The sequence below is a fragment of the Nocardia alba NBRC 108234 genome (assembly GCF_001612665.1).
Classification (GTDB): Bacteria; Actinomycetota; Actinomycetes; order Mycobacteriales; family Mycobacteriaceae; genus Nocardia; species Nocardia alba.
The window spans coordinates 603,535-629,438 of record NZ_BDAX01000002.1; the positions used below are offsets into that span (position 1 = coordinate 603,535).

The following is a 25,904-nucleotide window of genomic DNA, read 5'->3' on the forward strand; positions in this document are numbered from 1 at the left end:
GAAACATCGATCGGCTCCTGAATCAGCTTGGGCGACAGTATGACCCGTGCGTCAGGTCCGCTCGGCATACACCTCGTGGAGTTCGGTGCCCGCCAGCGACGGGTCCTGCCTGGTGCGCGAGGTGAGGCCGTGCGCACTGAGGAGCTCGCAGAATTCGGCGAGGCGGCCGTCCCGGTTGTGTACCTCGGCGACAACGGCGCGAATCCGCGACCAATCGGATTCGGTGATACCGAGCAGCACATCGAGCTCGGCACGCTCGACGTCGATCTTGAGCACGCCGATCTCGGCGGCCGGATCCTCCTGCGCGAGGATCGCCGACACCGTCGTGACCTCGACATCGATCTGCTCCCCGTCGTGCAGGCCGCGGGTGATGAGAGTGATCGCGTCGTCGGGCAGGCCGCTGTTGCGCAGGAAGGTTTTCGTCGCATCGTCGTCGGCATCGCGATCGGCGTACAGACTCGAGTTCGCGGTGGCGCGGGGGTACCAGGTGAACGGCAGCACACCGGGTGCGGCGCCCACCGCGACCTCGAGGGCGACACCGCCGGGCACGTGGGCCTCCATATTGCGGTGCAGGCAATCGAAGGTGGCGGGAGCGGGTTCCGCCGCGATCACCCGCACCCCGGGGCGCGTTTCGGCGAACATCATCGCGCTGAGTCCGATGTTGGCACCGATGTCGACCGCGAGGTCGCCAGGCCGCAGGGTGGCGGCGGCCTGGCGGTAGTACCCGTCGGCGATCATCTCGTTCCACAGCATGCGCGCTTCGGCGGGGCTGGTGCAGGTCACGGTGCGGCCGTCGTCGAGGCGCAGTTGCTGCTGTGTCGTCATCAGTCCATGAATCCTTCGATAATCGGGCCGATCACGGCCAGCGCGGACGGGTGGGTCAGTTCGAGATGGCGAGCGTCGAGAACGGTGTTGTGAATACGGCCGGTGATGTGCGGTTGCCACGTCCGCGCGAGCGCCTCGGTGTCGGCACGGTCCTTGCCTGCGGTGAAATAGACCAGGTCACCGTCGAAGGTGCGCGGTTGATAGTTGTCGGCGAGGTCGCCGGCGGTGGAGAAACTCTCCATCACCCGGTCGATCTGGTCGACGCTGAACAAACCGGTGCCCGCGATCTGATCTCGGACCACCTGCCAGGCCTGCTCGGTAGTGCTCGCGGTGACGGTGTCGCCGAGTTCGAACAGTTCCCGCCAGCCGCCGAGCAGATCGGCGATCAGCTCCCCCGGCGCGGCTTCGGGGTGCGCGGTGATCGGCGGCGCGCCGACCGCGCTGTCCATCATGGCCAGCAGCGCGACCTGTTCGCCCTGCTCCTGCAGCTGTGTCGCCACCGCGTGCGCGATCTCGCCGCCCAGTGACCAGCCCAGCAGGTGATACGGCCCCGTCGCCTTGGCCCGGCGGATCTCGTCGACGTAGCGGTGCGCGAGCGCGTCGATCGAGGTGGCCGGGGGCTCGGCGGCGACCACGTGCGGGTCCTGCAGCCCGAACACCGGTCGGTCGCCGCGCAGATGTCCGACGAGTCCACCGTAGAACCAGGCCAGCCCGCCCGCCGGGTGGATCGCGAACAGCGGGGTCGCCTCGCCGGTGGGCCGCAAGGGCAGCAGGACCTGCATGCCCGAACTTCCCTCGGCCTCGTCGACCCTGCGGGCCAGTGCCCGTGGTGTCGCGTCGTCGAACATCCACGGCAGTTCGAGTCGTACGCCGCGGCCCTGGAGTTCTGCCACCGCCATGGTCGCGAGCAGTGAGTTGCCGCCCAGGTCGAAGAAGCCACCTCGGGCACCGACCCTGGCCACGTTCAGGATGCGCGCGAACACCTCGGCGATCGCGACCTCGGACGGTGTTCGCGGAGCGTCGTATTCGTCTTCGACGCGGTCGAAGTCGGGTGCGGGCAGGGCATTTCGATCGAGCTTGCCGTTGACCGTGACCGGCAGTTCGGCGAGCACCACGACGGCCGAGGGCACCATGTAGCCGGTGAGCAGTTCAGCGGCGGCGGCGCGAACCCGCGCCGGATCGAGGTCCTGACCGTCGACCGGGACGACGTAGCCGATCAACTGGTCCACGCCCTCGGCGTGGCGATGCACGGCGGCCGCCGCCTGGGCGACGCCGGGATGACGCAGCAGCGCCGATTCCACCTCACCCAATTCGATACGGAAACCACGCAATTGGATCTGCGCGTCCGCGCGCCCGAGGTAATCCAGTTCCAGTCCGTGCCCGCCGCGACGCCACCGGCCGACATCGCCGGTCCGGTACAGGCGGCCACCCGCTGCGCCGAACGGATCGGCGACAAACCGGCCCGAGGTGAGCGCGCCCGCCCCGTGGTAGCCGCGGGAGAGCTGCCCGCCGCCGACGTAGAGGTCACCGGCGACGCCCACCGGCACCGGCAGCAACCGCTCGTCGAGGACGTACACCCTCAGGCCGGGCAGGGCGCGACCGATCCCGCCGCCGCCGGTCTGATCGACCTCGGCGTAGCTGACATGCACGGTCGTCTCCGTGATGCCGTACATGTTGACCAGGGTCGGCGTGCCCGCCGGGTGAGCGAGGAGCCAGCCGGTCAATCGGGACGGGTCGAGCGCTTCGCCGCCGAACACGATATAGCGCAGCGCGAGGTCGGCGCCCGCCGCGCCGCGGTGGCGGCGCTCCGCGTCGATGAATCCGTAGAAGGCTGACGGCGTTTGGCTGAGCACGGTGACCTGCTCGCGCGCCACGAGCTCGACGAAGGCATCGGGCGTGCGCGTGGTGTCGTAGTCGACGACCACCAGGCGTCCGCCCGAGAGCAGGGCGCCCCACATCTCCCACACCGCGAAATCGAAAGCGTAGGAATGGAACAGCGTCCAGACGTCGTCGGGTCCGACGTCGAACTTCTGCGCGGTGTTGGCGAGCAGCGTGACCACATCGCGGTGGGTGACCGCGACGCCCTTCGGGCGTCCGGTGGAGCCGGAGGTGTAGATCATGTAGGCGATGTTGTCCGCACGCGCGGGAACCCGCTGCGCGTTACCGATCGCGTCCCGGTCGTCGAGAAGAACTGTCGGCCCGGCGAATTCGGGCGTCTGCGACGCCATCGCCGACGTGGTCAGCATCGCGACCGGCGCCGCGTCGTCGAGCACGAACCGGAGTCGCTCGGCCGGATATGCCACATCCAGGGGCAGATAGCCCGCACCCGACATGACCACCGCCAGCAGCCCGACCGCCAACTCGGCAGAGCGTGGCAACGCGACCGCCACCAGTGTTTCCGGACCGGCGCCGGCGGCGATCAGCCGGGCGGCGACAGCCTTGGCACGCTGATCGAGCTCGGCGTAGGTCAGGACCGTTGTCCCATCGGTCACCGCGACCGAGTCCGGAGCCACGGCCACCCGCCGCGCGAACAAGCCGCCGATCGTTTCCTCGGGAACCCGCGCACCCGCCACCCCTGCGGCGTCGAGGATCTCGTGGCGCTGCCGCGGTTCCATGAACTCGATGTCACCGATGACAGCCCGTGGATTCGTCGTCACCGCCTCCAGGATCCGCCGATACCAGTGCGCGAACCGCTCCATCGACTCGTCGACGAAAAGGTCTGTGGCATAGGTCAATCGGCCGATTATGCCCAGCGCGTTGCCGTCGGCGTCGAACCGCTCCACCAGCTTCACATTGAGATCGGACTGCGCCTGTTCGACATAGTCCTCCACCGGTTGCACCGAGATCCCCGGCAGTTCGAGCACCACCTGATCGAGATTCTGGTAGTCGATCGTCACCTGGTACAGCGGCAGGTGCGCGGTCGTGCGGGTCGGGTTGATGGCCTCCACGATCTGTTCGAAGGAGACGTCCGCGTGCGCGAGCGCCGCCAGATCGTCGGCCATCACCTGCGCCAGGAGCTCGTCGAACGGCTGATCGGCGGACACGGTCGTGCGCAGGACGACGGTGTTGACGAACATGCCGATCAAGTCGTCGAGTTCGCGTTCCCCTCGTCCGGAGACCGGCGTGCCTACCGCGACATCGCGGGTACGCGCCAGCCGCGCGAGCAGAACCGTCAGGGCGGCGTGGGCCACCATGAACGGCGTCGCGCCCGCGGCGCGGGCGAGCGCGCCGATCCGCTCCTGCAGCGGTGCCTCGATGTCGAAGTCGATATTGCGGCCGCGCATCGACGCGACCGGTGGGCGCGGCATATCGGTCGGCAGTTCGAGGAGTTCGGGCAGCCCGGCGAGGGTCTCGCGCCAGTAGTCCAGCTGACGCGACAGCAGCGACTCGGGATCGTGCTCATCGCCGAGCAGATCGCGTTGCCACAGTGCGTAATCCGGATACTGGACCGTGAGTGGCGGCCACGCGGGCGCGCCCGCCGTGGTCACGGCGTGATAGGCGGCCGCGACGTCGCGAGTGAGCGGAATCATCGAGAGGCCGTCCGCGCAGATGTGGTGCACGGCGATCACCAGCACGTGATCATCGGGACCGAGATCGAACAGTTCGGCCCGTACCGGGGGCGCCTCGGTGACCCGGAACGTTCTCGACAGCACCGCCGCGGCGGCCTTCGGCAACACCGCTTCCTCGATGACGATCGGGACCAGGTCGGGCACGATCTCGTCGGCGTCGACGATCACCTGCCGCGGGACACCATCGATCACCGGGAATTTCGTGCGCAACGATTCGTGGCGGTCGATCACCATCGCGCACGCGGTGCGCAGCGCGGCGACATCGAGCTCGCCGGTCAGCCGGATCACCAGCGGCACGTTGTAGGCGCCGACCGAGGCGTCGAGCTGGTTGAGGAACCACATTCGCTGCTGGGCGGGCGAGAGCGGCGCCGGGCCGCTGTCGGACCGACGGGCCAGCAACGGACGGTCGACGCGGTCACGTCCGGTGAGCCGGGCGGCCAGATCGGCCATTCTCGGGTCCTCGAACAGGTCGCGCACCGCCACCCGGATGCCGAGTGCGGAGCTCAGTCGAGCGGTCAGTCTCGTCGCGGTCAGCGAATTGCCGCCGAGGTCGAAGAAGTTGTCGCGCATGCCGACTCGGGGCAGATCGAGTACCTCGGCGCAGAGGTCGGCGACGAGACGCTCGGTCGGGCTGCTCGGCGCCAGGTATCCGACGGCGGCGAAACTCGGCATCGGCAGCGCGCCGCGGTCGAGCTTTCCGGAGGCGGTGAGCGGAAGCTGTTCCAGCACGACACAGATGTCGGGCACCATCGAAGCGGGCAGTCGACGGCGGGCCGAGGCGCGCACGTCCTCCGGGTCGACAGCGTCGCCGACGAGGTAGCCGACGAGGCGCTCTGTCCCGTTGGCGTCACTGCGCACCAGCGCTGCCGCGTGGGTGACCGCGCGATGTTCGACCAGAACGGCCTCGATCTCGCCGAGTTCTATCCGCTGCCCACGGATCTTGACCTGATGGTCCGCGCGGCCGACGTAGTCGATGCTGTGGTCGGCCGTCCAACGGACGCGGTCGCCCGTGCGGTACATCCGGGTGTCCGGATCGTAGGGGTTGGCGAGGAAGGTCGTGGCGGTGAGGGCGGGCCGGCCGAGGTAGCCGCGGGCCAGCTGGATTCCGCTGACATACAGTTCGCCGGTCACCCCGATCGGTACGGGCCGCAGGTGCGAGTCCAGCACCACAGCGGAGGTTCCGCGGATCGGACCACCCAGCGTGATCGGTTCGGTCGGCGCGATCGGGTCGCTGATGGCGACCATGATCGTCGTCTCGGTGGGCCCGTAGCCGTTGAACATCCGGCGTCCCGGCGCCCAGAGCTCGACCAGTTCCGACGACACGGCCTCGCCGCCAGCCACCAGCACCGCGAGGCTGTCCAGCCCGTCGGGCGACATGGTCGCCAGCACGGTCGGTGTGAGGAAGGCGTGGGTGACCGCGTTGTCGCGGATGAGTCCGGCCAGCTCCGTGTTGGCGTAGACGTCGGGTGGTGCGATGACGAGTGTCGCGCCGTTCGGGTGCGCCATCAGGACCTCGAGCATGACTGCATCGAATCCTGTTGCGGCACAGTGCAGCACCCGAGAATCGGAGTCGACCCCGAACCGGTTGCGCTGCTCGGCCGTGAAGTTCACCAATCCCGCCTGGGTCACCGCGACGCCCTTGGGAGTACCGGTGGTTCCGGAGGTGTAGATGACGTAGGCCAGGTCGGCATCGCGGACCGTCCGTGCCATCGAGCGCGCCGGGCTGCCTGCGATCTCCTGCTCAGCGGCCGGATCGTCGACTACCAGCGGTGTCCACTCTCCTTCCGGCACACCATCACTCACCTGCTCGACCGTCAACACGACGCGCGCCGCGCAGTCGGACAGCATGACCGCGAGCCGCTCCTGCGGATTACGTGGATCGAGCAGCGCGCACGCGGCGCCGATCTCGGCGAGTGCCCAGATCGTGGTGATCAACGAGATCGACCGGGGCATGACCACGCCGACGGTGTCGGACGAGTCGACGCCGTGCTCGACCAGCCAGCACGCCATCCGCCGTGCCGACGTACCCAGCTCGCTGAAACTCAGTGTCTCGGATCCGTACCGCACCGCCACACCGTCGGGGTGCCCGGACACACCGTGGCGCAACAGGTCCGCGAGCGGCTCGAATGCCACCGGTCGCGCACCCATGGCGGGGACCAGTGCCGCGTGTTCGGCCGCCGACAACAGGTCAATGTCGCCGACGCGCCGATTCGGGTCGGTGGCGACGGCGCGCAGGACGCGCTCGACGCGCTCGGCGAGCCCGGTCGCGGTGAGGTCGCTGACGCGAGCCGCCTGGTACCGCAGCCGAATGTGCACGGTGTCGGTGTGGTGGGCCTGCACAGTGATCGGGTAGTGCGCGGCATCGGTGCCGACCACGTCCGTGACCCGAACACCGTCGATCTCGGCGTCGCCGAGTCCGCTGCTGTCGACCGGGTAGGACTCGAAGGCCACCAGGGTGTCGAACAGTTGCCCACCGCCGAGCGCGGACATGATGCCCGACAGTTCGACATGGTGGTGGTCGAGCAGCCGGGTCTTGGTCGCCTGCAGCTGTTCCAGCGCCGCGATGATGGTCAGGTCCCCGCGCACGTGGATCGCGACCGGCAGGGTGTTGATGAACAGCCCGATCATCGATTCGACGCCCGGCACCTCGGCCGGCCTGCCGGAGACGGTCTCGCCGAAGACGATCCGCTCGCGGCCCAGCTGGGTGGCCAGCACCGTCGCCCACGCGAATTGCACGATGGTCGACATCGTGGCGCCCGAGGTGCGGGCGAGTGCGGTGAGTGCGGTGAGTGCGGTGGTGATGTCGTCGTCGAGATCGATGCTCAGGTCGGTCGGCACCTCGGCGGCGGCCTCGCCGACCGTGTCGGCGATCAAGGTGGGTTCGGTGAAGCCCGCCATGGTCGCACGCCAGATCTCGACGCCGGCGGTGCTGTCGCGCCGGTCCAGCCAGGCGAGGTAGTCACCGTAGGACGGCGCGGCGGGCAGCATGCCCGCATCGGCGCCCGCTGCGTACAGACCGACCAGATCGCGCAGCAGCAACGGCAGTGACCAGCCGTCGATCAGCAGGTGGTGCGCGGTCAGGATCAGCCGGAATTCGGTGGGCGTGACGGCGACGAGAACGAATCGCACCAGTGGTGGATCGGCCGGATCGAACGCCGTTTCCCGTTCGGACGCCAGGATTTCCGGCACTGTGGTCTCCGACGCCTCGACGCGGCGCCAGTGCACGGTGGAGTTCGCCGGAACCACCTGCGCGACAGCACCATCGATCGTCCGGGTGAACGCTGCCCGCAGGTTCGGATGCCGATCGAGCAAGTCCGCCGCGGCTCGGCGCAGCCGGGCCTCATCGACCGGACCGGTGAGCGTGATCTCCGATTGGGCGGTGTAGACGTCCAGTTCGCCCTCGGCGAGTTCGGCGTGGAACAGCAGCCCCGCCTGCAACGGCGCCATCGACCAGACGGCCTCGATCGGCCCGTAGCGGTCGGCGAAGAGGTCCAAGTCCTGCTGGGTCAGCGCGACCAGTGGGGTGTCGGACGGAGACAGACCCCAATCCTGTTCCCGTGCCGCGGCTTCGGCGATCTGGCCGAGGGCCGATGTCCATTCGTCGAGCAGTTCACGCACCTCCCCACGATCCAGAAGCCGTGCGGCGTAACCGATCTGCGCGGCCATCGTGGGCCCGTCGGGAGTGTCGATGATGCTGACGTCGACAGTCAGCGTGGCGGAGGCGGGCATGTCCGGATCGAAAGCGCCCTGGTGGTCGAATTCCTCCCCGGCGGGGATCCAGGCGAGCCCGGACAGTGCCGAGATATCGACGCCTGCCCGGCCGAGGTTGTTGAAACTGACCTGTGGTGCGGACAGTGCGGCCAACCGGTCGGCGGTCGCCGGGTTCAGGTAGCGCAGCATGCCATAGCCGATGCCCTTGTCGGGCACGGCCCGCAGCTGCTCCTTGACCGCCTTCACCGCGGTCCGTGGATCGATGCCGTCGATGTCGAAGTCCACCGGGTAGGCACTGGTGAACCAGCCGACAGTGCGGGAAAGGTCGGCACCCGGGGCGAGTTGCTCTTCGCGCCCATGACTTTCGAGCAGGATGCGCGCACCGGAGTGGTGGACACCGCGCTGGGCGCGCCAACGCCCCAGCGCGAGCACGAGACCCGTGAGCAAGGCGTCGTCGGTGGTGGCATGCGCGGCGCGGGGCACCTCGCGCATCAGGGCGGTGGTCAGCCCGACGGGCAGCGTGAGTGTCAGGCGTTCGACCGTGGCGTGCACGTCGACGGCCGGGTCGAGCGGGGCGCGCCCGAGCAGCGGTTCGGGGCGTGACCCCATCCGTTGCCACAGGGCGAGCTCGTCGGTCCGGCTGCCGGCCGCGGTCGACACGGCCTGGGCCCACCGGCGCATCGAGGTGGCGACCTCGGGCAGTTCGACGGTTCGCCGCTGCTCGACCTGCTGCCATGCCGAGACGAAATCGGGGATCAGGATGCGCCAGGAGACGCCGTCGACCACCAGGTGGTGGATCACGATCAGCGCACGGCCCCGCGACACCACGCCGGGCTCGGGCACCAGGCAGACAACCTGCATCATCGTGGCAGCCGCGGGGTCGAGCCGACCCGATGCCTGCTCGAGAGCGTCCTCCACCAGTGCGGTGAAACCCGCACTGCCGGGCGCACTCTCGGCACCGAATTCACGCGTCGACACCAGCTTCTCGGCGTCGATCCGGCCCGGTGCCAGCACTTCGAGGTGCTGGAGATCCGGAGCACCCGGTGTCGACGCCCCCGAGCGCTCGGTACCAGCCGAACTGTCGGGGTTCGCGCCACACACGCGTGCGCGCAGCATGTCGTGCCGATCCAGGACAGCGCGGACCGTGGCGACCACATCCGTCGATCGCGCGTCGCCGGGCAATTCGACCAGCAGCGACTGCGCGAAGCGGTCGCCGGCGGGACGGTCGAGGTACCAGGACACGATCGGCGTCCGCGCCACGTCGCCGATGCCACCACCGGGCAGTTCTTCGAGGGCCGCCCGACCCCCCGTCTCGGCGACCACGGCCAAGCCGCGAACGGTCTGGCGCTCGAAGATGTCTCGCGCCGTGACCACCACGCCGGCCGTCTTCAATCGCGACGCCAACTGGATCGACATGATCGAGTCACCGCCGCGCGCGAAGAACGACTCGTCGGCCCCCACCGAGTCCACACCGAGCACCTCGGCGAAGATCCCCGCGATAGTGGCCTCCAGCCCGGACGCCACGACACCCCGGGCCGAATCCGGCACCTCGGCGGTGGGTTCGGGCAGTGCGCGCCGGTTCACCTTGCCGGTCGACGAGACCGGCATCTCCTCGAGAACCATCAGCACCGCGGGCACCATGTGCGCGGGCAGAGCGCCCGAGATCCGGCCGCGGATCTCGGCCGTGTCGATCGTCGCGCCCCCGGTGGCCACCAGGTAGCCGACCAGCGTCGGCTGCCCTGCCGTGCCGCGCCTGCTCACCGTGACCGCCGAGGCGACATTCGGGCAGGCGACCAGCGCCGCGTCGATCTCGCCGAGTTCCACACGCTGACCACGGATCTTCACCTGGAAGTCGGCACGACCCACGTATTCGATGGTGTGTTCGGCGCTCCAGCGCACCAGGTCACCGGTGCGGTACATCCGGGTTCCCGGCGCACCGAACGGATCGGCGACGAACGCGCCCGCGCTCGCCCCCGGTCGATTCAGGTAGCCGCGCGCCAGCGCGTCGCCCGCCAGGTACAGCTCTCCGACGATGCCGACCGGTACCGGCCGCAATCGCCTGTCGAGCACGACCGCGAGCACCCCGTGGATCGTGGTGCCGATGGTGATCGGGTCACCGGGCAGCAACGCCGAGCTGACGCTCACCGCGATGGTGGCCTCGGTCGGCCCGTACACATTGTGGAAGCGCCGGCCCGGCGCCCACGCGGCGACGAGCTCGGCGGAGAGCGCTTCGCCGCCGATGGTGAGCATCCGCAGCGCGTCGAGCCCCTCGGGCCGCAAGGTCGCCAGCACGCTGGGTGTCAGGAAGGCGTGCGAAACCTGGTGCGTGCGAATCAGTTCGGTCAGTTCCGCACCGGCGAACACCTCGGCGGGCGAGACGACCATGGCGGCACCGGCCGCGTAGGCGATCAGCGATTCCATCATCACCGCGTCGAACGCGGGCGCGGCGACCTGCAGGACCCGCGATGTCCGATCCGCCTGATAGTGCTGGTACTTCGCGGCCGCGAACGCCGCCAGTCCCGCGTGTGTGACGACCACGCCCTTCGGATTGCCCGTCGAGCCGGAGGTGTACACCAGGTAGGCGGCCTCGTCCAGGCGCGCTGCCGGGAAGGAATGATCCGTCGGCGTGGTCGCCAGCTCGGCGATCACTTGGTCGTCGTCGAGGCACAGCCAGTCGACCGTGTCCGGCAGCATCGAACGTGCCGCGGCCAGCGTCACCCCGAGTACGGCGCCGGAGTCCTGGGCCATGTGCGCCAGCCGGTCCGCGGGGTAACGCAGATCCATCGGCATGAACGCGGCACCGGTCTTGGTGATCGCCCACAGCACCACATGGAAGGCCACCGAGCGCGGGACACCAAGGGCGACATAGGTTCCCGGTGCCGCACCGGCCCGTGACAGCAGCACGGCGAGCTGATCGGATCGCCGGTCGAGTTCGCCGTAGGTGAGGGTCTCGTCGGCACCGATCAGCGCGGTCGCCATCGGGTCGGCGGCAGCGGTGGCGAGCAACGCGGGCAGCGTGCTCGGCACCGCGGCGGTCGCGTGCCCGGCGGGGACCAGCTGTGCGGTCTCCTCGTGGCTGAGCAGGTCGATGGCGTCGAGCGCGATATCGGGTTGTGCGGTGATCGTGTCGAGGACGCGCACCAGTCGCTCGGCGAACCGGGACGCGGTGGCCTCGGTGAACAGATCCGTCGCGTAGACGATCTCACCGTCGATACCCGCCCCGTCGGCGCGCTCGTTCAGCAGCACAGTGAGATCGGTTTTGGCCTGTGCCACACCGGGATCGAGCACCTCGACGCCGATATCGTCGAGTTCGAAACGCGTCGGGTCGGCGTTGCGGAAGCCGAGCAGCACCTGGTAGATCGGTGAATGCGCGGACGACCCGGCCCGATCGAGCACCTCGACCAGACGATCGAACGGCACGTCCGCGTGCGCGAGCCCTTCCAGATCTGTGCCGCGGACCTCGGCCAGAAACGCGCGGAAGGACAGGTTTTCGGCGACACGGGTACGCAGGGCGACCGTATTGACGAACATCCCGACCAGATCGTCGAGCTCGGGGCGGCCGCGACCGCTCACCGGGGTGCCGATCGTGACGTCGTCGGTGTGGGCGGTGCGCGCGAGCAGGATCGCCAGCGCGGCGTGCAGAACCATGAACACCGTGGCGCCCTCACGACGGGCGAAGTCGACCACAGCCGCGTGCAGGGCCGGCTCGACGGTGAAGCGGACACTGCCGCCGTTCATCGTCGCGACCGCGGGCCGCGGACGATCGGTCGGCAACGCGAGCAGCTCCGGTGCGTCGGCGAGAATCCCCTGCCAGTAGGCGAGCTGCCGGGCCGACAGCGAGGCGGGGTCGTCCTCGGCACCGAGCAGATCACGCTGCCAGATCGCGTAGTCGGCGTAGTCGACCGGCAACGACGGCCACAGCGGCGCCGTGCCGGTGCGGCGAGACCGGTAGGCGGCGAACACATCTCGGGCCAGCGGCGCCATCGACGCACCGTCGGCGGCGATGTGGTGCACCACCAGGATCAACACGTGTTCCTCGGCGCCGGTGCGATAGAGCCGCGCGCGGACCGGGGTAGCGGTGGCGATGTCGAAACCCGACTCCACCACCGCGCGCAGCCGACCGGTCAGCAGCGCCGGGTCGTCGAGGGCGGCGATCTCGATCTCCACGGCTCCGACCGCGCCGTCCTGGATCAGTTGCCGTGGTCGTCCACCCACCGCGGGATAGATCGTGCGCAAGGTCTCGTGGCGGCTGACCACATCGACCATCGCCGCACGGAGCGCGGCCACGTCGAGCGGACCGGTCAGGCGCGCGGCGAATCCGATGTTGTAGGCACCGGAGGTGGGGTCGAGCTGGTTGAGGATCCAGATGCGTCGCTGTGCCGCCGCCAGGGGGATCTCGGCGAGGTCGGTGCGCCGCACCAGCGGGACGCCGGCATACCGGTCGCGTACCGCGATCCGCTCGGCCAGCGCACCGATGGTCGGGGCGTCGAAGATGTCGCGAACACCGACGCGCACCCGCAGGGCGGCTTCGGCGCGCGCGGCGATCTGGGCTGCCGACAGCGAGTTCACCCCGATGTCGAACAGGTCGGCGGCGACGCTGACCCGATCGGCGCCGACGATCTCGGCGACGATCTTGGCCAACACCGTTTCCCGGTGGGTGCTCGGGGCGACGAATTCCTCCGCGTCGTCGAAGTCCGGGCGGGGCAGGGCGGTGCGGTCCAGCTTGCCGTTCGCGTTGAGCGGCAGGGCATCCAGCACGAGCACCGCACCCGGCACCAGGTAGGACGGCAGCAACCGGGTGAGCGCGCGTCGGATGTCGCGCCCGTCGAGCGTCGCGCCCGACACCGGCGTGACGTAGCCGGTGATCCGGTCCTCGGTGACGATCGCGACCGAACGGGCGACCGTGTCGATCGAGTGCATGGCGGCTTCGATGTCACCGGGCTCCACGCGCTGACCGTGATATTTCACCTGGAAGTCGCTGCGGCCGAGGAACTCCAACGTGCCACTGGTTGTCCAGCGCGCCAGATCGCCGGTGCGATACACACGCGCGCCCGGCGCCCCGAACGGGTCGGCGAGGAACACGCCACAGGTCAGGTCGGGTCGGTCCTGGTAGCCGCGGGCCAGCTGAACCCCCGAGACGTACAGGTCGCCGACGACACCGACGGGAACCGGCCGCAATCGCGCGTTCAGCACCGTGGCGGACATGCCGGCCACCGGCTCTCCGATCGGAACACTCTGTGGTGCATCGGGATTCGTCGTGCAACGGTGGGCGGTGACGACTTCCGCTTCGGCGGGGCCGTACCAGTTGACCACCTCGGCGCGGTCGAAAACCTCCCGTGCGCGTGCGACGGTGCGCTGGGCCAGCGCCTCACCGGCCGGGAAGACGTGGCGAACCGACGAAAGCCCGGTGGTGCCTACGTGCTCGAGCAGCACGTCGAGCATCGACGGGACGAAGTGAACCGTGCTCACCTGCTCGTCGGCGATGATCTGCGCCAGGTAGGCAGGGTCGCGGTGGCCGCCGGGTTCGGCGACGACGATCTGCGCACCGGTCTGCAACGGCCAGAACAACTCCCACACCGCGATGTCGAAGGTGATCGGAGTCTTGTGCAGCACCACATCCGACCCGTTGTGCGGGAATTCGCTTTGTGCCCAAGCCAACTGGTGAGTGGTGGCCGCGTGCGTGAGCGCGACGCCCTTCGGTGTGCCGGTGGAGCCGGAGGTGAACAGCACATACGCGGTGTTGCCCGCCCGCAGCGGCCGGTGACGTTCGTCGTCGCCGACCGGTCCGGCGGGTCGGGCGCTCAGGTCGAGCTCGTCGAGGCGAACCCGCTCGAGGTCGTCGGGCAGCGCGCTCTCGTCATCGGATGTGGTGACGACCAGCAGTGGCCGCGCGACCGACAGGACGTGCGCCAGCCGGGCGCCGGGATGATCAGGGTCGAGCGGAACGAACGCGGCGCCGGACTTCACGACGGCGTAGACCGCGGTGATCAGGTCGATCGAGCGGTGAATCGCCACCGCCACCGTCGTTTCCGGGCTCGCACCGAGATCGATGAGGTGTCGGGCGAGACGGTTCACCGTGCTGTCGAACTGACGGTAGGTGAGGGCGGGGCCGCCCGGAACTCGGACCGCGACAGCATCCGGGGTCCGTGCTACCTGCTCATCGAAGGCATCGACCAGCGTGTGGTCCGCGCGCACCAGCGGCGCGTCGTGGGGGCGCAGCAGCCGAGCGCGGGTCGTTTCATCGGCGAGGTCGATCTCCCCGGCGATGATCTGCTCGTCGGTGGTGACCGCGTCGAGGACCCGCACCAGCTGTTCGGTGAACCGGCGCGCGGTGGCGTCGTCGAACAGATCGGTGGCATAGGTCAGGCGCAGGGTCATACCCGCGATCTCGTTGTGCGGACCCCGATCCTCGGTGATCATGAGCAGCAGATCGCAGATCGCCGCGTCGGCGCCGACATCGATGCTGCCGACCGCCAGCCCCGGCACTGTGAGCTGAGCGGGCGCCATGTTCTGGTAGGCGAGCATCACCTGGAACAGCGGCGAATGTGCCGTCGAGCGAGCCGGATTCAGGACTTCCACCAGCTGTTCGAACGGAACGGCCGCATGATCGAACGCCTCGATGTCGGTGCGCTTGGTCAATTCGATCAGGTCGACGAACCGATGGTCGGGACGGACACGAGTACGCAGGACGAGCGTGTTCACGAACATGCCGACCAGGCGATCGAGAGCTCGGTCGCCGCGACCCGCGTACGGGACACCGATGGCGATGTCGTCGCTGCCCGACAGCTGCGCGAGCAGCACGGCCAAAGCGGTGTGCGCCACCATGAACGGGGTCACCCCGCGGCGCCGTGCCAGGGCAGCCACAGATTCCGCGACCCGGGCCGGCACGGTGGTGTGCACGGTCGCGCCGTGGTGGGACTGCTCGAGTGGGCGCGGGCGGTCGGTGGGCAGCGCCAGCACATCAGGGATCCCCGCGAGCTGGGTGCGCCAGTACAGCAGGTCACGACCGGGAGCGGAATCGGGCTCGGCGAGCAGTTCACGCTGCCACAGCGCGTAGTCAGCGAATTGCACCGGTAGCGGCGCCCAATCGGGTGCCGCGCCGGCTCGGCGCGCACGATAGGCCTCGATGATGTCGGCGGCCAACGGCGCCACCGAGTAGCCGTCGCAGTTGATGTGGTGCACCGAAAGTGCCAGTGCGTGCGCGGTGTCGCCGAGCCGCAACAGCGCCACCCGCAGCGGTGCCCCCGCCGAGACGTCGAAGCCGGTGCCGAAGAACTGCGCCAACCGTGGGAGCAGGGCATCGGCGGACACCGGGTGCACGACGAGATCGCACGCCGCGACAACCTCATCGGCGCTCAGCACGACCTGCGCGGGGGTGCCGTCGTGGGCCGGGTAGGTGGTCCGCAAGATCTCGTGCCGGTCGATGACATCGCGCAGCGCGGCCGTCATGGCCTCGACATCGAGATCACCGTCGAGACTGATCGACAGTGGCACCACGTAACTCGCCGACTCGGGGTCGAGCTGATTGAGCAGCCACATCCGGCTCTGCGCGGGCGAGAGCGGGATGCGGTCGGGTCGCGGTTTCGCCACCGGTCCGGCCGTCTCCCCGACGGCGCGCAGTTGTTCTACCCACCTGGCCAGTTCCGCGACCGTCGGCGCTTCGAAGACGGCGCGCACGGGAATCGTCACACCGAGGACTTCGCCGACCCGGCTGAGCACACGGGTCGCCAGCAGTGAATTGCCACCGAGGGTGAAGAAGTTCTCGTCGGCACCGACCCAGGGTGTCTGTACCAGTTCGCCGATCACGGCGGCGATGGTTTCCTCCGTGATCCCGCTGGGCGCGCGGTAGCGGGTCGTGGTGGCGCGGGCATCGGGGGCAGGCAGGGCGCGGTAGTCGATCTTGCCGTTGGGTGTGAGCGGGACCGTATCGATCCGTATCACCTGCACGGGCACCATGTACGCGGGCAGACGCTCCAGCAGGTGCGCCCGCAGTGAGTCGGGGTCTATCGCCTCGTCGCTCACGGCGTAGGCCACCAGGACCTGGCCCTCGGCGGCCGGATGGACCCGCACGACCGCGGCATCGATGTGCTCGTGCGCGCGAAGCGCGGCTTCGATATCGCCGAGTTCGACGCGCAGGCCGCGAATCTTCACCTGGGAATCCCGGCGGCCGACGTACCGCAGCCGGCCCGTCGTGTCCCAGCGCACCAGGTCGCCGGTGCGATAGAGGCGTGCTCCCGGCGCCGAGCCGAACGGATCGGCCACGAACGCGGCCGCCGTCAGATCCGGGCGGGCATGATAGCCACGGGCGAGCTGGATTCCGCCGAGATACAACTCACCTGTCACACCGGTGGGAACGGGACGCAGCCGGGCATCGAGCACGTGCGTGACGACATTCGTCTCGGGCGTGCCGATCGACACCACGGGTCCGTCGAGTTCGCCGATCTCGGAGGCGGTGACGCTGACGGCCGCTTCTGTCGGGCCGTACAGGTTGTCGATCCGTGCCGCACTGAGGTCGCGGAACCGGCGAACGGCCGCGGAATCCAACGCCTCACCGATGCACAGCACCTGGCGGACGGTGGAGAGATCGTCCGGGGTCGCGATGTCGAGGAACGCCGACAGCAGCGAGGGGACGAAGTCGACCACGGTCACACCGTGGCCGGCGATCAGCCGGGCAATGTCGGTGGGGTCCAGGTGGTCGTCGCGTCCGGCGACGACCAGCGCCGCACCGGCGGTGGGAGCGGTGAACAATTCCCAGACCGACAAGTCGAAAGTCACGGGCGTGCGCAGGAGCAGCACGTCGTCGGTGGCGATCCCGTACTGCGCAGTGAGCCAGCGCAGTTGGTTGACGACCGCCTCGTGGGTCAGTGCCACGCCCTTCGGGACGCCGGTCGACCCCGAGGTGAAGATGACGTAGGCCAGATCGTTCGGGCGCAATGGCCGGATCCGATCGGCGTCGGTCACCGGCGCATTGTCGATCACGGCGCCGTTCCTCGACTCGGCCGAGGCCGCGCGGAGTTCCGACAGCCGCCAGACCGGCGACCGCGTCGGCATGTCCATCTCGTCGCGGATCAGCACCGCGTCGGGACGTGCCGTCGCGAGGACGGTGCGCAGCCTGTCGACGGGATGATCGGGATCCAGCGGGAGGTAGGCGGCGCCCGCGGCGTGGATGGCGTAGAGCGTGGTGAGCAATTCGACCGAGCGGTGCATGGCCACGGCCACCACACTGCCCGGACCGATACCGCGGCCGATCAGCAGGCGCGCCAGCGCATTCACCTCGGCGCCGAACGCGGCGTAGGTGAGCACTTCTCCGCTGTCGCCGTCGACGACCGCGCGATGCCGCGGTGTCGCCGCGACCTGCGCCGCGAACAGATCCGCTGTCGTCGCGCCGTCCGAGGCAGCGACGGGACCGGACTCGCGCCGCGCCAGTTCGTCGAGTTCAGCCGGGCTGAGCAGCGGCAGGTCACCCACTGGCACATCGGCATCGGCGACGACACCGCGCAGGATGGCGACGAATCGATCGAAGATCGGCACGATCGTGGCTTCATCGAAAAGATCTGTCGCATAAACGAACTCGACCCGCATATCGCCGGGCGCGCCGTCCGCGTCGATCGTGTCGACCAGGGTGAGGTGCAGGTCATATTTGGCGACACCCGGCTCGACGAGGTCGGCAGCCACGGTGAGCCCGCCCAGACGCAGCGTCGGAATGTCGATGTTCTGGAACGAGAAACCGACCTGGGTCAGCGGCTCGTGCGCGGTGCTGCGCGGCGGATTGAGGACCTCCACCAGCTGTTCGAACGGGATCGCGGCGTTGTCGAACGCACCGAGATCGCATTCGCGGGCACGCTCGAGCACCGCCGTGAACGGGGCCGCGGGATCGACCCGTACGCGCAGCACCAGCGTGTTGACGAACATGCCGATCAGCGGGTCGAGGGCGGGCTCTCCGCGTCCGGCGACCGGGGTACCGACCGCGATGTCATCGGTGCCGGACAGCCTCGCCAGCAGGACCGCGAACGCGGCATGGGTCACCATGAACAACGTCGAGTCGTGGCGCCGTGCGAGCGCGATGATGTCGCGATGCAGGTCGGCGGGAATCGTGGCCGACATGCTGGCTCCGCGGAAGGACTGTCGCGCGGGTCGAGGACGGTCGGTCGGCAGGTCGAGCATCTGTGGCAGGTCGGACAGCGCCGCGATCCAGTACCGGATCTGGCCCGCGCTCACACTGGTCGGGTCTTCCTGCGTGCCGAGGTTTCGCCGCTGCCACAGCGTGTAGTCGGCGTACTGGACCGACAGCGGCGCCAAGGCAGGTACTTCGCCCGCCATCCGCGCCCGGTAGGCCACGGTCAGATCGCCGGCCAGCGGCGCGAGCGAGGATCCGTCGATGGCGATGTGGTGCACGGTGAGCACCACCGTCCACTCCTCGGCGGCAGTGCGCAACACCGCGATCCGCAACGGGACCTCGGCGCTCACGTCGAAGCCGAGAGCGGTCTCCTGTGCGATCCGATCGGCGATCTCGGCCTCGGCGACCTCGTCGAACCGGACTTGTGGAACCGAAGCCGGTGACAGGATCTCCTGCCACGGTCCGCTGTCGCTGTCCGGGTATCGGGTGCGCAGCGTCTCGTGCTTGGCGATCACGTCGACGAGCGCCGACCGGAGCGCGTCGATGTCGAGTGGGCCGGCGACCCGCACGACGACGGGCACGTTGTAGACCGCCGCGGAGGTGTCGAACTGGTTCAGGAACCACATCCTGGCCTGTGCGGGCGAGAGCGGAATCCGATCCGGACGCTGCTGGGGTCCCAGCCTGAGCCGGACCGATCCCCAGTTACTCTGTCCACCAGCAGAATCCAGCTCACGGGCGAGCGCGTCGACGGTCGGGGTCTCGAACAGCGCTCGCACCGCGATATCGGTACCGAACACATCGGACAGGCGCGCCGCGACCTTGGTGGCGGTGAGCGAGTTGCCGCCCAGGTCGAAGAAGTTGTCGAGGGCACTCACCTGCGCTGCGCCGAGCACGTCGCGGTAGACACTGGCGACGAGTTCTTCGGAGGGCGTGCGCGGCGCGATATCCTGCGCGGGCTGCGGGAACACCGGGTCGGGCAGCACGGCGCGATCGAGTTTGCCGCTGGCGGTCACCGGGAATCGGTCCAGCACCATGCACACATCGGGCACCATGTGCGCCGGAAGCCGGTCGCGCGCGGCCGCGCGCACCCGCTCCGCGTCGACACCCGCACCGACCAGGTAGCCGACGAGACGGTCGGTTCCCGCGCTGCCGTGGATCACGACGACGGCGTGGGTCACCGCGGGATCCTGGGCGAGTACGGCTTCGATCTCCCCCAGTTCGGTGCGCTGGCCGCGGATCTTCACCTGATGGTCGGCGCGGCCCAGGTACTGGAGGGTCTGCTGCGGGGTCCACCGGACGAGGTCGCCCGTGCGGTAGATCCGGCTGCCCGCACCACGCGGATCGGCGACGAAACTGGCCGCTGTCGCCATGGGCCGCCCGAGGTAGCCGCGCGCCAGTTGCACACCGCCGATGTAGAGTTCACCCGCCGTACCGACCGGCACCGGGCGCAGCCGGGAGTCGAGGACCTGCGCGGAGATCCCGCGAATGGGACCGCCGATGGTGATCGGACCCCGCGCGGAGATCGGGTCGCTGATCGCGACCATGATCGTGGTCTCGGTGGGTCCGTAGCCGTTGAACAGCCGACGCCCCGGCGCCCAGGTCGCACTGAGCTCAGCCGTGAGTGCTTCGCCACCGGAGACCAGCACCCGCAGGCACTCCAAGTTCTCCGGCGACATCGAGGCGAGGACGGTCGGCGTCAGGAAGGCATGGGTAACCTCCTGCGCCCGAATGAGTTCCGCCAGTTCGATGCCCGCGTAGACATCGGGCGGGGACACGATCAGCGCGGCGCCACCGGGGTGGGCGAGCAACACCTCGAGCATCACCGCGTCGAATCCCGGTCCTGCGGCCTGCAGGACCCGCGCGGTCGGCTCGACGTCATAGCGGTCCTGCTGTTCGGCGGCGAAGTTCGCCAGCCCCTGATTGGTGACCTCGACGCCCTTCGGTACACCGGTCGTTCCGGACGTGTAGATCACATACGCCACGTCGCCGGGGTGTACCGGCCTGCCACGGTCGGCGTCGGTCAGCGGCGCGGACGAGTACCCGGCGGTGACGCTACGCGAGACCGGGTCCGCGACCACCAACAACGACCACGGCCCTTCGGGCGCGGCGACTCCGGCTTCCGCACTGGTCAAAACCGCCCTCGGGGCGCTGTCGGCGAGCATGGCACGGACCCGGTCCCGCGGGTTGCGCGGGTCGATCAGTACCAGGGCCGCGCCCGTCTTGGCGACGGCCCACACCGCGACCACGAAATCGACCGAGCGCGGCAGGACCATCGCCACCACCTCGCCGGGCCGGGCTCCTTCATCGAGCAGTCGCCGGGCGAACCGGTTCGACAACGCGTCCAGCTCCGTGAAGTTCAGGCACCGCTGCCCCGAAACGACAGCCGTCCCCTCCGGCGAGATCGCGACACCTCGGGCCAGCAGATCCGTCAGCGCTACGCCGGGGACCGCGTCGGCGCCCCGAACCGAGTGCAGCACAGCACGTTCGGCGGTGGACAGCAGTTCCACATCACCCACCGGCGCGGAAGGCTTCGCCACCACCGACTCGAGGATGCGGGCCAGCCGGGCGGCCATGTGTTCGATGGTGGCGGGGTCGAACAGCTCGGTGGCGTAGTTGATGCGCAGCGCGACGTCGCCGGTCGCGGCGGCGTTCGCGCCGACCGTGAAGACGAGGTCGACCTTGGCCGGTTCGGCGCCCGGATCGATGACGTCCACCGTCAGATCGGGCAGGGCAAGGCTGGGCAGGGCGGTGTTGTCGAAGGCCAGATACACCTGGCACACCGGCGCGTAGGCCGCCGAGCGCCGCGGATCGAGCTCTTCCACGACCCGGTCGTAGGGCAGGTCGCCGTGCGCGAAGGCATCGATGTCGATGTCCTTCACCCGTTCGAGCAGGGCGGTGAACGACTCGTCGCCGCGAATCCGGGTGCGCAGTGCCACGGTGTTGACGAACATTCCCACCAGCGGAGCCAGATCCGGCTCACCACGTCCGGCCAGCGGGGCGCCGATGACGATATCGTCGGTTCCCGACAGCCGGGCCAGCAGCACGGCGAGCGCGGCGTGGACCACCATGAACGGGGTCACGTCCGCGGCGCGCGCGAGTCGCTCGATCTCGGCGTAGGTCCCGGCGGGCAACTGCGTCGTGATGGCCCCGCCGCGCATCGAACGGCTGGCCGGCCGCGGTCGGTCGGTCGGCAGTTCGAGCACTGCGGGCGCATCGGCCAATTGAGTTGTCCAGTAGCGCAACTGGTCGCCGGCGAGCGAGTCCGGATCGGCGGCGTCGCCGAGCAGACGACGCTGCCAGTCGGCGTAGTCGGCGTACTGCACCCGAAGCGGCGGCTGCTCGGGCACGGTAGCTTGCGACCGCGCCGCGTAGGCGACGGCGAAGTCGGCCGCCAGTGGCGCCAACGACGTACCGTCACAGCAGATGTGGTGCAAGACCAGTACCAGCACATGCGCATCGGGTCCGGTCGCGAGCAGGTTCGCACGCAGCGGCGGTCGCGCGCAGACATCGAAGCCACGCACCGTGAGCTCGCGAATCCGGTCGGCGAGCCGGTCCTGCCCGACATGTTCCGGGACGCAGTCGAATTCGGCCAGGGCCGCCTGCGCCGACAGGATTTCTTGACTGCCGTAGCTGTCGCGGGCGGGGTAGCGGGTTCGCAACGACTCGTGGCGATCGAGGACATCGCCCAGCGCCGTACGCAGTGCGGCGTGGTCGAGTCGGCCGGTCAGTCGCAGCACCAGGGGAATGTTGTAGGCGGCGGATTCCGGATCGAAGCGGTTGATCAGCCACATCCGGTATTGCGCCGGAGCGAGCGGCAGCAGACCTTCCCGCGCGATCGGCGTCAGCGCGGGCCGCACCCGGCGCCGCGCCCGGCCGACGCACTCGGCGAAGCCCGCCACCGTCGGATTGGCGAACAGATCACGCACCGACAGTGCGCATTCGGTGGCATCGGCGACCCGCGCGACGGCGCCCGCCGCGGTGAGCGAGTTGCCGCCCACCTCGAAGAAACTGTCGAACGCGCCGACCCGGTCCACCTCGAGCACCTCGGCGAAGACGCGCGCGACGAGCTCTTCGGCCTCGGTGCGCGGCGCGACATAGCTCGCGGCGCCGGCGGCGACCGGTTCCGGCAGTGCGCGCAGATCGAGTTTGCCGTTGACCGTCAGCGGCAATTCGTCCACGACCATCACGACATTCGGGACCATATAGTCGGGCAGCAGCGAACCTGCCCGCGCGACAACGGCATCGACATCGCACTCGGCGCCCGCCGGTACGACGTACCCCACCAGACGCGCGGCGTCGGTGTCGGCGCGATGCACCACCACCGCGGCGGCGGCCACCGCTGGATGGGCCAGCAGCGCGGCACGGACCTCGTCGAGTTCGATACGGAACCCACGCAACTGCACCTGCTGATCCGCGCGCCCACGGTATTCGAGGTCGCCGTCATGATTGCGGCGGGCCACATCCCCGCTGCGATACATCCGCTCCCCCGGCGCGCCCCACGGGTCGGCGACGAAACGATGCGAACTCAGCGCGGCCTGCCCCAGGTAGCCGCGAGCCAATTGTGTTCCCGCTACATAGATCTCGCCCCATGCGCCCACCGGCGTCGGCCGCAGGCGCCGATCCAGCACGTAGGTGCGAAGGCCGGGAAGCGCCGTGCCGATCACGCTGGGCGTGCCGGGTACCGCCAGATCCGCGCTCATGTCGGTTCGAGTGACGAACACAGTGGTCTCGGTGATGCCGTAACTGTTGACCACGATCGGCCCGTCCGGGTTGTCCGCGTACCACGGTGCCAACGCCGCCGGATCCAGGCCTTCGCCGGACACCACGACCAGCCGCAGACCCAGCTCGCCCTCTGGCGCGCCGACCGCGAGGTAGCGCCGCGTCGCCGCGGCGAATTGGTAGAACGCCGAGGGGGTTCGACTGAGCACGGTGACGCGTTCGCGCGCGGTCAGGCGCACCAGCTCGTCGGGCGCGCGCGTGGTCAGCGCATCGGCGACCACCACCCGGCCACCGGTGACGAGCGGCCCGAAAACCTCCCAGATCGAGTAGTCGAAGGCCACCGAGTGCAGCCATGTCCATACGTCGTCGGCCCGAATATCGAGGGCGGCGCACGCATTCGCCAGGTAGGTGACAACCGAGCGGTGGCTGATCACCACGCCCTTCGGTCGCCCCGTGGAGCCGGAGGTGAAGATGACGTACGCTGCGTCGTCGGGACGCAGGGGCGCGGTGCGCTCGTCATCGGTGATCGGGTCAGCGGCACCGTGGAGATCATCCTCCGGGCCGAGAACCAACGCCTGGCTCCAGACCGCCGACAGCCCGGCGTCCTCCACGAGGACAACTGCCGGATCCGCCTGACCGACAACGTAGTCCAACCGCTCGCGCGGATGCGTGATATCCAGCGGCAGGTACGCGGCACCGGTTTTCAGGACAGCGAGCATAGCGACGATCAGGTGGGTGCCGCGCGGCAGCGCGATGGCGACCACCGAGCCCGGACCCGCGCCACAGGCCATCACACGCCGGGCGAGCCGAGTGGAACGCTCGTCGAGGTCCCGATACGTGATCGTCTCGTTCCCGGCGGTGACAGCCGCCGCTCGCGGGGTCGAACGGGCTTGTCGCGACAGCGAATCCACGAGTGTCTCGACCGGAGCGACACCGTCGGCACCAGCCGACTCGGCGATGATCGCGAGCTCGTGGGCGGCTGATACCAGTGGGAGTTCCACTACCCGCTCGCTGGAGCCTGCCTCGATGAATCGGCGCAGGAAATCGATGAACCGGTCGACATGCGCGTCGATATCGCGCTGGCTGTAGAGGTTGTCGTTGCCGTGCAGCTCGATCAGCAGTGGGGCGTCGGGCCCGGTCCGATACAGGTTGATCTGCAGGTCTTCGAGCGCGCCCGAGGTGAGCGCGTAGTAGCGGCCCACGGCGTCGCCGAGGCGGATCTCGGAGTCGAAGAACAAGATGTTGAGGACGGGCCCGAAAGTATTGGCGGAGTTGTCGATCGAGGCGGACTCGCGGCGCAGATCTTCGAAGCGGTAGCGCTGATGACGCAGCGCGGAGACCAGCTCGCTGATCGATGCCTTGACCAGCTGAGCCACGGTGGTCGTGTCACCGACCGCCAACCGGATCGGCACCATATTGGCCAGCATCGCCGCGGCGTTGCGCAGCTTCATGGTGACCCTGGCGCTCATCGGCACCGAGAGCACCATCTCGTCGGCACCGGTCATCCGCGTGAAGAAGGCCGCGAACGCCGCAACGACGACCTGGGCGGCCGACGCGTCGAGCTCGGCCGAGCGTTGATCGAGCAGTGCGCACAGCTGCGCCGGCAGTTCGCGCGCCGCGACCTTGTCCACCGTTGTCGCGCGTGCCGAGCGGCCGGCCAGGCCGACGGGCGCGGGCAGATCAGCGACTTTGTCGAGCCAGTACCGGCGGTCGGCCTCGAACCGTGAGCCCTCCCGATAGGCCTGTTCCCCCGCGGCGATCTCGCGCAGGTCAGCGGCCACCAGTCGAGCGGGCGGCCTGCCTTCCGAGAGCGCGTTGTAGTGCTCGGCGACCCGGCACAACACGCTGAACGCGCCGTAGCCGTCGATCACGAGATGGTGGGCGCGCGCGTACCACAGGTGCCGGTCATCGCTGATTCTGATCAGCCGCGTGATCGCGAGCTGGTCCCGGGTGATCTCGACCGGTCGGGAGTAGTCGCGGCGCATCCATTCCAAGGCAGCCGCCAACGGATCGCTGTGCGTACCGAAGTCGAGCACGAGTTCGTTGAAGGCGAGGCCGCGGTCGACGACCTGGTAGGGACGCCCTTCCACCTCGACCACCCGCACCATGAGCGACTCGGTCTCCTCGGCAGCCTCGCGCACCGACCTGTTGAACAGGTCGACGTCGATCCGCCCCGCGATCTCGACGTACTGCGCGATATTGGTCGCCTGTCCATTATGCGCGCTGTCCGCGAACCACATGCCATATTGCGCGGAGGACAGCGGAATAAGATCCTGATTACCGGCGCAAATCTCGACAGACTCCATGATTACCTTACCGACCCCTCGCATGGCTTTCGCCCCAGCACGGACTCCGAGTACGGAGATCCGCGCGCTTTCCAGCCCCACATGTCAACGTGCACCACGACCGCCGAACGCGGGTCCATTCACTGCCGAGCAGCCATACCTATCCCCCTTGCTGTATTAGGTCCTATACGTAGACAGCAGAGACCGAGCCGATGTCCCGCTGGACGTGGTAACCGGCCGATTCCTACCCGAAACTTCTCCCTGAGATTAGCCTGAGAGCAAATAACTGGCACACGGATTTCATAGAACTCCCCAGTAACAATTCACTTCAGTACGATCGTGAATACGGACATTTCACGCACACGCAATGCCCCGAGAGTGACACTGGTAGAGAGCCCGGGGCAGGAGATCGAGCACTGACAGTAGCGACGAGAACCACAACGATCCCGCTGCGCTCTCTGCATCAATCTTGCACATCTCCAGCGTAATCAGCAAATTCCGCAAATGGGTCAGGCGAACTGATCGAGTGACCGAATCCAACCGATGGCGTCGTGCCAGCACATTCGCCGCCAAGGAACGCCCAGAGAATACCAGTGCACCGGATTTACGAGGGACAACCTGACGCCACACCTGTCGCCCGCGAAATATCCATTCGCTACCCACAACATTGCGGGATCG

General features: G+C 68.8%; 2 protein-coding genes. Both read right to left on the reverse strand.

What is annotated here, in order from left to right; translation table 11 throughout:
* Nucleotides 1-51 precede the first annotated feature (51 nt).
* Complete coding sequence (locus NA12_RS04505; RefSeq protein ID WP_067446255.1) at nucleotides 52-825, reverse strand: FkbM family methyltransferase; 774 nt, start codon at nucleotides 823-825, stop codon at nucleotides 52-54.
* On the reverse strand, nucleotides 825-25,247 hold the full coding sequence (locus NA12_RS04510; RefSeq protein ID WP_084472351.1) for a non-ribosomal peptide synthetase: 24,423 nt from the start codon (nucleotides 25,245-25,247) through the stop codon (nucleotides 825-827). The genes NA12_RS04505 and NA12_RS04510 overlap by 1 nt, the downstream gene beginning before the upstream one ends.
* Between the last annotated feature and the right edge of the window lie 657 nt (nucleotides 25,248-25,904).

What these genes read in the sequence shown, in the direction of transcription:
- NA12_RS04510 (WP_084472351.1), bottom strand. Translation starts at nt 25,247, where the DNA reads ATGGAGTCTGTCGAGATTTGCGCCGGTAATCAGGATCTTATTCCGCTG.
- NA12_RS04505 (WP_067446255.1), bottom strand. Translation starts at nt 825, where the DNA reads ATGACGACACAGCAGCAACTGCGCCTCGACGACGGCCGCACCGTGACC.